Below are 12,900 nucleotides of genomic sequence, written 5' to 3' on the forward strand. Positions count from 1 at the left end.
TAGAATTTCAACTAAAAAAAGATGTTAAAGTGGGTGTGAATATGACACAATTTCCGCAATCGGAACTATTAAAGGGCTTGCCAAAACAATTTTTTGCCTCATTAGTCAAAAAGGCAGGCCAGTACATGGAAGAGGGATATGATGTGATCAACCTTGGGCAGGGAAATCCAGATCAACCGACACCTAAACATATCGTAACAAAATTACAGGAAGCTGGTGCCAAGCCGGTGAATCATAAATATTCACCATTCCAGGGGTTTCGTTTCTTAAAGCAGGCTGCGGCCGATTTTTACTTGCAGGAATATGGTGTTGACATCAACCCTGATAAAGAGGTAGCCATTTTATTTGGAGGCAAGGCTGGATTAGTCGAGATTCCGCAATGCTTGCTCAACCCAGGTGACAAAGTTCTAGTCCCTGACCCAGGTTATCCGGATTACTGGTCAGGAGTTGCTTTGGCAAGGGCAGAAATGGTGAAAATGCCATTAACAGAAGAAAATCAGTTTTTGCCTGCGTATGAAGAACTTTCCGCTGAAATTTTAGCTGAAGCAAAATTAATGTTTCTCAATTATCCTAACAATCCAACTGGCGCGCAAGCAACCAAGGGATTTTTCGAAGAAAGTGTAAAACTTGCAGCGGCGAATCAAATTTGTATTGTTCATGATTTTGCCTACGGTGCCATTGGCTTTGACGGAATCAAACCGCCAAGCTTCTTGCAGACCAATGGGGCTAAGGATGTAGGCATCGAGATTTACACACTGTCCAAAAGCTATAATATGGCAGGCTGGCGGGTCGGATTTGCTGTTGGTAACGAAAGTGTAATATCTGCATTGGAGCTATTGCAGGACCACCTTTATGTCAGTTTATTTGGGGCGGTACAGGAGGCAGCAGCAGAAGCGCTGACAGGTCCACAGGATTGTGTTAGAGAATTAACCGGCATGTATGAGCGCAGACGAAATGTTTTTATTAATGGACTCCGATCATTAGGCTGGGATGTCACAACACCACAGGGATCGTTTTTTGCGTGGCTCAAGGTACCTGAAGGTTTCTCATCCGAGGGTTTTTCTAATTTGCTGCTTGAACAGGCCCACATTATGGTGGCGCCGGGGATTGGTTTTGGCGCTTATGGTGAAGGCTATGTCCGTGTCGGTTTACTTTCGACGGAGGAACGTCTCTTGGAAGCGGTCCAAAGAATTAGCAAGTTAAAACTCTTTAATGGAAGTTAATTGTAGACCCTAAAAAAAACTGGCTATCACTCCCTGATAGCCAGTTTTTTTACTAAATTTAAAATAGGGACTTTTGTCACAAAAAATATTTCAAAAAAACTTGTGAGATAACTCCGAGTCAAAAAGTCAAGGAATATTTATGAAATATGCTGGATATTTTCTCAACTTAGGCAAACTGAGTTTTTGTCGTAAAACCGAGAAAATACGAAGAAAAATTGTCGAAAACCGAAAGTTTTAGAATGTTTTGTCTACTTTTGCGAATGTATTTACTTTTAGAAGAATTCTTGTCATAATTCATCAAGTAGTCTATTTTTTTAGCGAATTAAAGTAAGAGTGTATGAGGCAGGGGGATAAAATTGTACGAGTATAGTAATGGCGAAAGCCAGAATCATGTTCATCTCGATATTATTGAAGAAATTAAAGCCAAAAGGGAATTAATGATAAAAAGTGCAAATGCTTACGGATTTACGAGTGAAGAAACAATAAAATACAGTCAGGAATTGGATGAATTAATTAATGAATATCATAAATTAATGGGACAAGCTTCCCGGCCGAATGAAGAGGTGCGATTCGCCTTTAAGGAAATGATCATGGTTTGGCCCAAGGTTTTAGTTTGAAACTATTTATTAATATAATAAGGATTAAAATAATATCATATCAAGTTTATCTACATGAAGGTCTTTATTTTGCTTAAAAGCTCAAGCATCTAAAGACCTTCAGGCGTGATGCCGCTTTATTTCTCCATTACATCCTATTTTCTTCTATATGTTTTATATTAGCTTTCTCCTTTTATACCTTCAATTTTAAACATTTCTACAATATTAGACAGTTGCTGTGATTTTTATCATTGTTTATATCTCAATATTTCTTATAGTTAAATTAGTACAATTTCTCGAAATACTACACCATGATCTACTTCAAATGAAATCTTCCTACTATGAATAAACTCCCAAATGAAACTGACGGAAGCGTACAGCTTTATTTGAAATTCTGTCTTTTTTTAAGCTTTTATTTAATGCAAATTAGAAAACTATCAATATTGGGTAATATGCTTTTATTTCGATACATATATCGTAAATAATAGCATTTTAATAAACCACTTAAGGCAAACGCTTACACTGTTCTTACATTATTGGAGGAGGGAAGTCCTACATGCACATTGTCGTATGTGTCAAGCAAGTTCCTGACACAAAAATCATTAAAATTAATCCAAAAACAAACACACTTGACCGCAGGAGTGCTCCAGCCATTTTAAATCCATATGACGCCCATGCTGTTCAGGAAGCTGTGAAAATTAAGGAAAAAACGGGTGGGACCATATCTGTGTTGTCCATGGGACCGCCGCAGGCAACCGCTGTTATTAAGAAGAGCATTGAAATTGGTGCGGACCGAGGCTATCTGATTACAGATCGTGCCTTTGCTGGAGCGGATACATTGGCTACAAGCTACGCCCTATCGAAGGCTTTGGAAAGAATCAATAAGGAAGAGCCAATCGATATGGTGATCTGCGGAAAACATGCTATTGATGGTGACACCGGACAAGTAGGGCCTGGAATTGCCAGAAGAATGGATATTCCTCCGGTTACAAACGTCATTGAGGTAACCGAAGTAGATGAGCAGGAGAGAACCGTGTTAATCAAGAGGAAGCTGACAAATGGTCATGAAATGATTCAATCAGAAATACCTTGTTTATTAACGGTAGAAAAAGAAATCAATGATATTGAATATTCACCGATGCCGAACATGATTAAAGCAGCAAAGTACGAACCGATTATATGGGCAGTCAGTGACCTAGAAGACGTAGACCGGAGTCAGCTTGGTCTCAAAGGTTCCCCAACTATTGTCGGGAAAATGTTTACACCGCCCCGCCCTGAAGGCGGCAAAAAGCTTGAAGGCTCCACCGATGATCAAGTCACTCAATTAATGGATATTTTGATGGAGAAAAAAGACCTATTTACATTACAGTCATCTACTAAATAACTACTTTATTCTTTGAAGCAGGGAGGGGCTTACGTGAATCTCGACGATTACCGTGGAGTTTGGGTATTTATTGAACAAAATGATGGGAAAATTGAAGGTGTATCACTTGAATTGCTCGGTGCAGGGAGAAAGCTTGCTGATAAGCTGCAGGTTCCGCTGGCAGGATTTTTACTTGGAAATGAAATTAAACCGTTAGCTAAACAGGTGATATCGTATGGTGCTAACGAAGTGTATGTAATCGATCATCCTGTACTTAAATTTTATCGGACAGAATCGTATATGAAGGGTGTTATGCTTCTGGCCCAAAAATACAAGCCGGAGATTATTCTTTATGGAGCAACCCCGAACGGAAAGGACTTAGCAAGTGCTGTCGCGACTGATCTGAACACAGGTTTAACTGCTGATACAACCATGCTTGATGTCGATTTCGAAAATAGATTGCTAGAGGCAAGCAGGCCAGCGTTCGGCGGCAATATTATGGCGACGATTCTCTGTAAAAAGCATCGCCCGCAAATGGCAACGGTACGGCCAAAGGTTATGAAGGCACTACAGCCGGAATCCGACAGATTAGGAAAAGTTATTGAAGAGACAATTTCGCTGCAGGAAGAAAATATGCGTACAAAAGTGCTTCAAATTGTGAACGACGTAACAAAAAAGGCCAACTTGGCCGATGCTCACGTCATTGTCTGTGGCGGAAAAGGAATGGGCGATTTGCAAGGCTTCCAGCTCATTCATGAACTCGCTGAAACAATTGGAGCAAGTGTTGGCGGTACGCGTGACGTGGTGGAAGCAGGCTGGCTGCCACATGAACAGCAGGTTGGCCAAACAGGGGAAACCGTTACGCCAAAGATTTACTTTGCCATTGGGATTTCGGGGGCGATCCAACACGTTGTCGGCATGAAAAACTCTGAATTAATTATCGCAATTAATAAAGATGCAACTGCACCAATTTTCGATGTGGCCACATATGGGATTGTCGGGGATGCTCAGGAAATACTTCCGAAACTAATCCAGCAATTCAACAAGCAAAAAGCTGAAAAAGGCGGTGAATTGAGCTATGCCTGAGAAATTTGATGTCATTGTGGTTGGGGCAGGACCTGCTGGTACATCTTGTGCGTATTCATGTGCTAAGGCTGGACTGGATGTTTTGCTCATTGAACGTGGAGAATACCCGGGAGCAAAAAACGTAATGGGTGGCGTTCTGTACCGTCAACAAATGGAAGAACTGATTCCTGAATTTTGGAAAGAAGCACCATTAGAGCGCCCGGTTGTGGAACAGCGGTTTTGGATGATGGATAAAGAATCTGTCGTTTCCTTCGGTTATAAAGGCCTTGAGTGGGCAGCGGAACCATACAATAACTTTACCGTCTTAAGAGCGCAGTTTGACCAGTGGTTTGCAAAGAAAGCGGTCGAAGCAGGGGCGCTTCTAATTAACGAAACGGTCGTTACGGAGTGTATCGTAGAAAATGGCAAGGTTGTCGGCGTTCGCACCGACAGACCGGATGGTGAGGTTTATGCAGATGTTGTCGTCCTCGCAGACGGGGTCAACTCACTGCTTTCCAAGCAACTTGGTTTTCATAAGGAATTCCGTCCTGATGAGGTAGCGTTAACAGTTATGGAAGTTATTAATCTGCCAAAAGAAAAGATTAATGACCGCTTTAATTTGCAGGATAATCATGGCTGTACAATTGAAATTTTTGGTGACTCCACCAAAGGTAACCTTGGAACCGCGTTTTTATATACAAACAAGGAAAGCTTAAATATCGGGGTGGGTACTACCCTTTCGAGCATGATCAAAGCGAAATTAAAGCCGTATGATTTATTGGACTACCTAAAAACACATCCGATGGTAAAACCATATTTGGAAGGCGGTGAATCTGCCGAGTATTTGGCTCACTTGATACCAGAGGGCGGGTATCACTCCGTACCAAAGGTAGCAGGAAATGGAGTACTCGTTATTGGAGACGCAGCACAGCTTGTTAATGCCATCCATCGTGAAGGGTCGAACATGGCAATGCACTCCGGCCTGCTCGCGGCTGAAACGGTAATCGAGGCGAAGAATCGCGGCGATTATAGCGAATCTAGTTTAAACAATTACCGTGAGGCACTTTACAACAGCTTCATTATTAAAGATTTGGAAAAATATAAAGATGCAGCACACACTTTTGAGAAATATCCGCAATACTTTAAGGAGTATCTCCCAATGATGAACCAGGCGGCCAGCAAATTCTTTACCGTTGATGGCACGCCTAAGCGGGATAAACAAAAGCAGATTATTAAGAGTATGACGTCACAAAGAGGCACACTTCGTGTGTTGCAAGATATTTATCGAGCTTGGAAGGCGGTGAAATAATGTCAACGAAGAATATTGAAGAAAAGCAGTATCTTCTAAGGTTCAAGTGTGATACGAAGTCCCATTTAACTGTTCTTGACCATGACATTTGCATGACGAAATGCCCGGATAAAATCTGTACCGTCTTTTGCCCGGCCGAGGTATATAAATGGGAAGGGACACGGATGCAGGTAGGCTACGAAGGGTGCCATGAATGCGGCAGCTGCCGGATCGGCTGTCCGTATCAAAATATTAAATGGGAATACCCTAAGGGAGGACACGGAATCGTCTTCCGGCTTGCTTAATATGAAAAGTGCTGTTCGCCAAATGGCAACAGCACTTTTTTTGTCTGGTTTAACCTATATGTATGTTTTTTCACAAGGGAATTTAAAAAAAGGTGAAGCAAGAAGGTAGTATTGAAGAGGTTTAACTGATTTTCTCTATTAAAGCAGCGGAGGAGAGTTCATCTACTTTGCTTGATGATGTTAACGAGGAGGCTAATTTCAACGCATGTTCCATTACCTCCATGTTGGCAGAGCAATAATAAGGCTTTCTCCAATTGAAATCACCTTCAACATCAGACGGGTAGATACTTACTTTCCAGTGGTAATAAATCTTTGCTTGCGGGAGTTGCACCCCTTCAACGGCAATCAGCCAGTGGGTTGATTTTGAACCAGGGTAATAAGCGTCTGTTTCCCTCAATGATTTCTGATCGTTACTGCCAATTGGTACTAAGGCGACTTGGTAAAAATCATGATAATTAGGGGTTTTCAATTTTTTCCCTCCCTTTTGTTTTCTATCTTTATTATATGAAACTTTGTCATCATATTTGAGTGATAAATGTTATAATTTTTCGAAAAAATGAGGCATCTTCATAGAATTGTCAAATTAAGAATTCAATTAATATAAAAAGGATGGGGGCTGCCCATCCTTTTTATGTGGAAAATTGACAGAATAACGATATTTTTTTATAATAATTTTGAAATCGAGATATTTAAGTACACAAAATATAAAAGGATGCGTTACTATGGATTCAACTGCAAAATCATTAAAGCTGTTTATTGTTCTTTCACGTGCCTTCAAAGCCATTAATGAGCATGTCAATAAAGTGATTCAGGCCAATGGATTAAATCCGACTGAATTTGCTGTTCTTGAGCTTCTCTATCATAAAGGTGACCAGCCGCTGCAGCAAATTGGCGCGAAAATTTTGCTGGCGAGCGGAAGCATTACCTATGTGGTTGATAAACTGGAACAAAAGGGATTACTGCAAAGAGTTGCCTGTCCCACCGATAGACGGGTAATCTATGCCTCCATTTCGGATGAGGGAAAAAAATTGATACAGGAAATCTTCCCTGAGCATGCTGAACAAATCGACAAGCTCATGTCAAGCCTTAACGATTCGGAGAAAGATACAGCAATAGATTTGCTAAAAAAGTTAGGATTACCTGCGGGAAAATTTTAAGAACGGCCAGTTGGCCGTTTTTTGTTTTTTGAATCAGGCTTGATAGTATATAATGAAATAGATTGAAATATTTGAAAAGCGAAGAGGGGGTTTATTAATGGGCTTTCAAGACTATACATATGTTCGTCCCAATCTAGAGGACGTGAAAGAAAAATTTGCATCTGCACTCCAACGCTTTAACAATGCCTCAACAGTTGAAGACCAGAGTAAGGCTATGGATGAGGTTAACCAGCTTCGAAATGACCTTGGTACGATGTTCAATCTTTGTCATATCCGTCATTCGATCGACACGAATGATGAATTTTATAAGAAAGAGCAGGATTACATGGATGACCTGGGACCGGAGGTTGAAGGGCTAGTGTCCCAATATTATCAAGCACTAGTGGATTCCAAGTTTCGCCCCCAATTAGAAGAAAAGTGGGGAACGCAACTATTTGCACTTGCTGAGGGACAGTTGAAAACCTTTAAACCGGAAATTGTACCTTTGCTGCAAAAAGAAAACAAATTAGTGACTGAATATACCAAGCTGATTGCCTCGGCAAAAATAAACTTTGAAGGGGAGGAGCGAACCCTTGCCCAAATCGATCCATTCATTGAATCACAAGATCGAGGAATACGGAAGGAGGCAGCACAGGCGAAATTTGGATTCTTTTCACAGCATGAAGCAGAGCTTGACCGAATCTATGATGATCTTGTCAAGGTTAGAACACAGATTGCCGCCAAGCTAGGCCTTAAGAATTTCGTTGAGCTTGCCTATTATCGGATGATGCGGACTGATTACAATGCAGAAATGGTCGCCAATTTCCGTCAGCAGGTAAAGGACTTTATTGTTCCAATCGCTTCGAAACTAAAAGAGCGTCAGCGGGAACGTCTGGGCCTGCAACAATTGAAGTATTATGATGAAAGCTTTGCGTTTCAAACTGGAAATGCCGTTCCAAAAGGAAGCCCAGAATGGATTATCGAGAACGGCCAAAAAATGTATCAGGATTTATCGGAGGAGACGGGAGAATTTTTCAACTTCATGCAGAAAAATAACCTGATGGACCTTGTGGCCAAAAAAGGGAAAGCAAGCGGAGGCTATTGCACATATATTGAAAACTACAAAGCTCCATTTATCTTTTCCAACTTTAATGGGACTTCCGGTGATATTGATGTGTTGACACATGAGGCTGGCCATGCCTTCCAGGTATACTCAAGCCGTCACTTTGAAATTCCGGAATATTATTGGCCTACCTATGAAGCGGCTGAAATTCACTCGATGAGTATGGAATTCTTTACCTGGCCATGGATGGAGCTCTTCTTTAAGGAAGATTCCGATAAATATAAGTTCTCCCACCTTAGCGAAGCGCTATTGTTCTTGCCTTATGGTGTCTCGGTCGATGAGTTCCAGCACTGGGTTTACGAAAATCCGGAGGCAACACCTACGGAAAGGAAAGCCAAGTGGCGGGATATTGAGAAAAAGTATCAGCCGCATAAGGACTATGATGGCTTTACCTATCTTGAAAACGGCGGCTTCTGGCAGCGACAAGGCCATATTTATAATTCACCGTTTTATTATATTGATTATACTTTGGCGCAAATTTGTGCATTTCAGTTCTGGAAACGGTCACGAGAAAACCGTGAAGAGGCTTGGGCGGATTATGTAAAACTTTGCAAGCTTGGCGGCAGCATGTCCTTTACAAAGCTTGCTAAAGAGGCAAATTTGATTTCGCCATTCGAAGACGGCTGCGTCGAATCAGTTGTTGGTGTAATTGAGGATTGGTTAAATTCAGTAAACGACAAGGATTTATAAAAAAGAGGCGAAGCCACGATATAACTGGCTTCGCTTTTTTTTACTTCACCGCTGCAGTTTCCGAGATCACTTTCAATTCGCCATCGATAACAGTGGCTGTTAATTTTTTGGCTTCTGGCTGCTCGAGGATATAATCAGTGATTTTATCTTCAAGCTGTTCCTGAATCATTCGGCGCAGCGGGCGCGCACCAAATGCAGGATGGTAGCCGAGCTGTGCCAATTTTTCTTTGGCAGGTTGTTCAATTGTTAATTCAATGTTTTGATCAGCCAATGTATCTTGAAGTTCACTAATCATCAAATCAACAATGGTCAAAATATGGTCTTTATCAAGTGAATTAAACTCAATTATACTATCAAAGCGGTTTAAGAATTCAGGCTTGAAGAAGCTTCCTAATGATTCAAGTATAGATGCTTCCTCGATGGCTTCGCTCGTATTAAATCCTACATGGATTGGCTTAAAGCCGATACCGGCATTGCTCGTCATGATGATGACAGTATCTTTAAAGCTTACTACTCTGCCTTGGCTGTCAGTCAGGCGGCCATCCTCTAGAATTTGCAGGAACATATGTGAAACGTCAGGATGGGCTTTTTCAATCTCATCTAATAAAATGATGCTATAAGGATTGCGGCGGACTTTTTCGGTTAATTGTCCTGCTTCTTCGTGGCCGACATAGCCTGGAGGTGAGCCAATCAATTTAGACACGCTGTGTTTTTCCATATATTCGCTCATATCTAGGCGAATCATCGACTCTTTTGTACCAAACAGTTCCTCTGCAAGTGTCTTCGTTAATTCTGTCTTACCAACACCGGTCGGACCAACAAACAGGAAGGATCCGATTGGGCGGTTTTTTGGTTTTAACCCCGCACGACTGCGACGGATTGCTTTTGCCACCTTGGCCACGGCTTTCTCTTGACCAATTACCTTTTTATTCAGGTTTTCTTCCAAGTGTTTCATTTTAAGCTGCTCATCTTCTTGCAGTTTGCCGACAGGAATACCTGTTTTTTGTTCAATAATCTCCTGAATGAGTGAAACAGTAACAATCGGTCTTTCGGCAGTTGATGCATTGTTTAATGATTTTTCAAGGTGTACTTCCTCATCACGAAGCTTTGCAGCCAGTTCATACTGCTCGCTTTTTAGGGCAGCCTCTTTTTCAGAAGCTATTTCCTTTAGACGAGTTTCAATTTGATCATTGGTCTTGTAGTCGGTAGCTAAATTTAATTTTGAACCCGCTTCATCCAGCAGATCAATCGCTTTATCGGGCAGAAAACGGTCTTGAATGTACCGCTGTGACAAGTTTACACATGCGCTGATAGCTTCATCTGAATAAACAACCTGATGGTAATCTTCATATTTCTTTTGAATTCCCTTCAAGATTGCAAGTGCAGCATCCATATCAGGTTCTTGAACCTGTACAGGCTGGAAGCGGCGTTCGAGTGCCGAATCCTTTTCGATTTGGCGATATTCCTTAAGGGTTGTGGCACCAACTACTTGAAGTTCGCCGCGGGCAAGCGCAGGCTTTAGAATATTCCCTGCATCCATTGAGCCTTCTGCTGAACCAGCCCCAACAAGCAGATGAATTTCGTCAATAAACAGGATGACGTTTTTACGTTCCTGTAATTCGGAAATCAATTGTTTCATTCTTTCCTCAAATTGGCCGCGAATACCGGTATTGGCTACGAGTGAGGCGACATCAAGAAGATAAACCTCTCTATTCAGCAGCTTTCCTGGCACATCACCCTCGGCAATTTTTAATGCCAGCCCCTCGACAATTGCTGTTTTCCCGACACCGGGTTCACCGATTAACACCGGATTATTTTTATTGCGGCGATTTAAAATTTCTATGACTCGTTTCACTTCTTCATCGCGGCCAATGACTGGGTCGATTAACCCGGCTTTGGCCATTTGGGTCAAGTTGCGGCCGAATTGGTCGATGAACCCGCCATGACCAGAGTTTGAATATTGTTGTTGCTGTGTAAAGGGTGCTTTTCCTGTTTGATCAAAAGAAGCATTTTTATTTGCAAACAAATCCTCGAAGTTGAAACCTTGAAATGGGTTCATATTCATTCCAAAGCTTGTTCCTAGTGCTTGTTTTTCTACTGAATAGCATTCATGGCAGAGGATTAAATCCGTACGTTGTCCATTAACATTCATTGATAGTTTTATATTGCCTTGATTTTGATTGCATCGTTGACAAAGCATAAATGAAAACCTCCTTGTTTTTTACTTTGACTTTGACTAACTTTGACCTTATGAGCATAGTATACTCTGACCTTCTTTGACTTTCAAGCCTTTTGCATGTAGAAATACTTTCCTTGACTGGTAAATGCTCGTCATTGTTTGTCCCTTTGCTCATATATTGATGATAAGGGGGAGATGATGTGAAAAAAAGCTGGAGTCAAGCCTTTCAAATTGCAGCGGTCTATGTTGGCACCGTTGTCGGGGCAGGATTTGCCACGGGAAAAGAAATCGTTGAATTTTTTTCGCGATTTGGTTTCTTTGGCTTCATTAGCATATTAATGAGCGGTTACATGTTTGTCATGATTGGTTCCAAATTGATGAGAATGGCCGCACAAATAAATGCAAAATCATATCAGGAATTTAATGAATACTTATTTGGAAAATGGGCTGGAAATGTCATAAATACGTTCATGTTGTTTATGCTGCTTGGGGTCAGTGCGGTTATGCTGTCCGGGGCCGGAGCGGTGTTCGAGGAGCAGCTTGGATTGCCGAAAAATGTAGGGGTATTCCTGACGATCTTCCTTTCCTTCATAGTGATGCTTGTTGGAACAAAAGGGCTTTTTGCCGTAAATACATTCGTTGTCCCGTTAATGATTGCTTTTAGTCTGATATTAATGTTTCTATCAGTCAAAATGCCGAACTTTTTGGAGCAATTTTTGTATATTCCTCATGCAAACGATGGTTGGAAAAGTGTCATCGCACCGTTCTCTTATGCGGCTCTTAATTTGGGACTGGCACAGGCTGTTTTGGTTCCAATTGCAACCGAGGTTAATGATGATTGGACGATTAAATGGGGGGGGATAATCGGCGGTCTGGCTCTGACGCTCATTCTGCTAGCCAGTCATTTTACTTTGATTATGCTGCCCAACCTTGAGTTATATGAAATACCGATGGCGATTATTATGAAGAACCTGGCTCCATTTTTTTACTGGTTTTTTGTTCTCATTATTTATGGGGAAATCTTCACATCGGTTATAGGCAATGTTTTTGGTCTTGATAGACAACTGAAGCAGTTTTGGCCATTGCCAACGGTTATTACGGTGACGGCAATCTTTGTTGTATCCTACTTAATAAGTTTGGTGAATTACAGCACATTACTTTCTTACTTATACCCATTATTTGGCTATATTTGTATGAGCTTTTTTATTTTACTTTGGATGAAACCCTTCACGCCCGGAGATAAAATAAAATAAGCAGCTGCTCTGAAGAGACACTGCTGCTTACCTAAATGGAGCGATAACAAAAATCATCAGATCAAAAATAATATGGGAAACAATGGCCAGCGGCATACTTTTCTTCCAATAATAAAGAGTCCCCCATACCAACCCTGACACAAGCGCGGCCAAAACTAATAGGAATGAACCGGAATAAATATGAACGGTGGCATAAAGAAGAGCTGCTGCTGCAATACTAACGGCAGGCTTGAAATAGTTCATTAATTTTTTTTGAATAAATCCGCGCCAGAACAGCTCTTCTCCCGGTGCCGCTACCAGAATAAGTGCGATATAGTGCCAAAATAAATGTGGGGCAAACCATTTATATAGACGATTAATGTCCTTTTGATGCGGTATGTTGAAAAGTTCAAAGCCTTTTATCCCTAGCCAAAAAAGGAAATATAGCAGGAAACCGGATATAGCTCCAATCAGGATATATTGACCAAAGGATGCTTCATCATCTACATCTCCCTGGAATTTGGAATATGCGATTAACGCAAGGATTGAACCAGTAAAGATATACCAAAATATTGCCCTATCGTGAAAGGAAAAGTAGATGAGAGCATGTGCGCATACCACCCCGAGTATCAGGCGGTAGTCTTTTACCAGGTTTTTCATGAGTTAACTCCTTTAAAAATATATAGCTAAAAAGGAAAAG

12 protein-coding genes are annotated in these 12,900 nt (G+C 41.3%); 9 read left to right on the plus strand and 3 right to left on the minus strand.

Annotation, left to right across the window (positions count from 1 at the left end; translation table 11 throughout):
• Positions 1 to 41 precede the first annotated feature (41 nt).
• The 6 genes from ACZ43M_RS09075 (at position 42) to ACZ43M_RS09100 (ending at position 5,840) form a co-directional block, all read left to right on the plus strand.
• Positions 42 to 1,223 (plus strand): aminotransferase class I/II-fold pyridoxal phosphate-dependent enzyme, encoded by a 1,182-nt coding sequence (locus ACZ43M_RS09075; protein WP_464507082.1) that lies wholly within the window; start codon positions 42 to 44, stop codon positions 1,221 to 1,223.
• Positions 1,224 to 1,579: 356 nt separating this feature from the next.
• On the plus strand, positions 1,580 to 1,840 hold the full coding sequence (locus ACZ43M_RS09080; RefSeq protein ID WP_464507083.1) for an aspartyl-phosphate phosphatase Spo0E family protein: 261 nt from the start codon (positions 1,580 to 1,582) through the stop codon (positions 1,838 to 1,840).
• Positions 1,841 to 2,375: 535 nt separating this feature from the next.
• Positions 2,376 to 3,203, plus strand: a complete 828-nt coding sequence (locus ACZ43M_RS09085; protein ID WP_464507084.1) for an electron transfer flavoprotein subunit beta/FixA family protein — start codon at positions 2,376 to 2,378, stop codon at positions 3,201 to 3,203.
• A gap of 33 nt (positions 3,204 to 3,236) precedes the next feature.
• Entirely contained in the window at positions 3,237 to 4,268 is a 1,032-nt protein-coding gene (locus ACZ43M_RS09090) for an electron transfer flavoprotein subunit alpha/FixB family protein (protein ID WP_464507085.1), read from the plus strand.
• On the plus strand, positions 4,261 to 5,556 hold the full coding sequence (locus ACZ43M_RS09095; RefSeq protein ID WP_464507086.1) for an FAD-dependent oxidoreductase: 1,296 nt from the start codon (positions 4,261 to 4,263) through the stop codon (positions 5,554 to 5,556). The genes ACZ43M_RS09090 and ACZ43M_RS09095 overlap by 8 nt, the downstream gene beginning before the upstream one ends.
• On the plus strand, positions 5,556 to 5,840 hold the full coding sequence (locus ACZ43M_RS09100; protein ID WP_098526926.1) for a ferredoxin family protein: 285 nt from the start codon (positions 5,556 to 5,558) through the stop codon (positions 5,838 to 5,840). Before ACZ43M_RS09095 ends, ACZ43M_RS09100 begins: the two co-directional genes overlap by 1 nt.
• A gap of 121 nt (positions 5,841 to 5,961) precedes the next feature.
• On the opposite strand, the gene ACZ43M_RS09105 is transcribed toward ACZ43M_RS09100, so the two are convergent.
• Positions 5,962 to 6,309, minus strand: a complete 348-nt coding sequence (locus tag ACZ43M_RS09105; RefSeq protein WP_464507087.1) for a hypothetical protein — start codon at positions 6,307 to 6,309, stop codon at positions 5,962 to 5,964.
• A 253-nt stretch (positions 6,310 to 6,562) separates the two neighbouring features.
• Here ACZ43M_RS09105 and ACZ43M_RS09110 point away from each other — a divergent pair, with 253 nt between their 5' ends.
• Both ACZ43M_RS09110 and ACZ43M_RS09115 read left to right on the plus strand, forming a co-directional pair.
• Entirely contained in the window at positions 6,563 to 6,997 is a 435-nt protein-coding gene (locus ACZ43M_RS09110) for a MarR family winged helix-turn-helix transcriptional regulator (protein WP_464507088.1), read from the plus strand.
• 97 nt (positions 6,998 to 7,094) lie between these two features.
• Positions 7,095 to 8,789 carry a M3 family oligoendopeptidase gene (locus ACZ43M_RS09115; protein WP_464507089.1) on the plus strand — a complete coding sequence of 565 codons (1,695 nt, stop codon included), beginning with the start codon at positions 7,095 to 7,097 and terminating at the stop codon, positions 8,787 to 8,789.
• A gap of 40 nt (positions 8,790 to 8,829) precedes the next feature.
• On the opposite strand, the gene ACZ43M_RS09120 is transcribed toward ACZ43M_RS09115, so the two are convergent.
• On the minus strand, positions 8,830 to 10,989 hold the full coding sequence (locus ACZ43M_RS09120) for an ATP-dependent Clp protease ATP-binding subunit (RefSeq protein WP_464507090.1): 2,160 nt from the start codon (positions 10,987 to 10,989) through the stop codon (positions 8,830 to 8,832).
• Positions 10,990 to 11,168: 179 nt separating this feature from the next.
• On the opposite strand from ACZ43M_RS09120, the gene ACZ43M_RS09125 reads away from it, so the two are divergent.
• Positions 11,169 to 12,221, plus strand: a complete 1,053-nt coding sequence (locus ACZ43M_RS09125) for a YkvI family membrane protein (protein ID WP_464507091.1) — start codon at positions 11,169 to 11,171, stop codon at positions 12,219 to 12,221.
• A 27-nt stretch (positions 12,222 to 12,248) separates the two neighbouring features.
• On the opposite strand, the gene ACZ43M_RS09130 is transcribed toward ACZ43M_RS09125, so the two are convergent.
• Positions 12,249 to 12,860, minus strand: a complete 612-nt coding sequence (locus tag ACZ43M_RS09130; RefSeq protein ID WP_464507092.1) for a lysostaphin resistance A-like protein — start codon at positions 12,858 to 12,860, stop codon at positions 12,249 to 12,251.
• Between the last annotated feature and the right edge of the window lie 40 nt (positions 12,861 to 12,900).

This window comes from Neobacillus sp. B24, assembly GCF_055381825.1.

Coding starts and splice junctions, on each gene's coding strand:
- ACZ43M_RS09075 (WP_464507082.1), top strand. CDS start 42: ATGACACAATTTCCGCAATCGGAACTATTAAAGGGCTTGCCAAAACAA.
- ACZ43M_RS09085 (WP_464507084.1), top strand. CDS start 2,376: ATGCACATTGTCGTATGTGTCAAGCAAGTTCCTGACACAAAAATCATT.
- ACZ43M_RS09095 (WP_464507086.1), top strand. CDS start 4,261: ATGCCTGAGAAATTTGATGTCATTGTGGTTGGGGCAGGACCTGCTGGT.
- ACZ43M_RS09100 (WP_098526926.1), top strand. CDS start 5,556: ATGTCAACGAAGAATATTGAAGAAAAGCAGTATCTTCTAAGGTTCAAG.
- ACZ43M_RS09110 (WP_464507088.1), top strand. CDS start 6,563: ATGGATTCAACTGCAAAATCATTAAAGCTGTTTATTGTTCTTTCACGT.
- ACZ43M_RS09115 (WP_464507089.1), top strand. CDS start 7,095: ATGGGCTTTCAAGACTATACATATGTTCGTCCCAATCTAGAGGACGTG.
- ACZ43M_RS09120 (WP_464507090.1), bottom strand. CDS start 10,989: ATGCTTTGTCAACGATGCAATCAAAATCAAGGCAATATAAAACTATCA.
- ACZ43M_RS09130 (WP_464507092.1), bottom strand. CDS start 12,860: ATGAAAAACCTGGTAAAAGACTACCGCCTGATACTCGGGGTGGTATGC.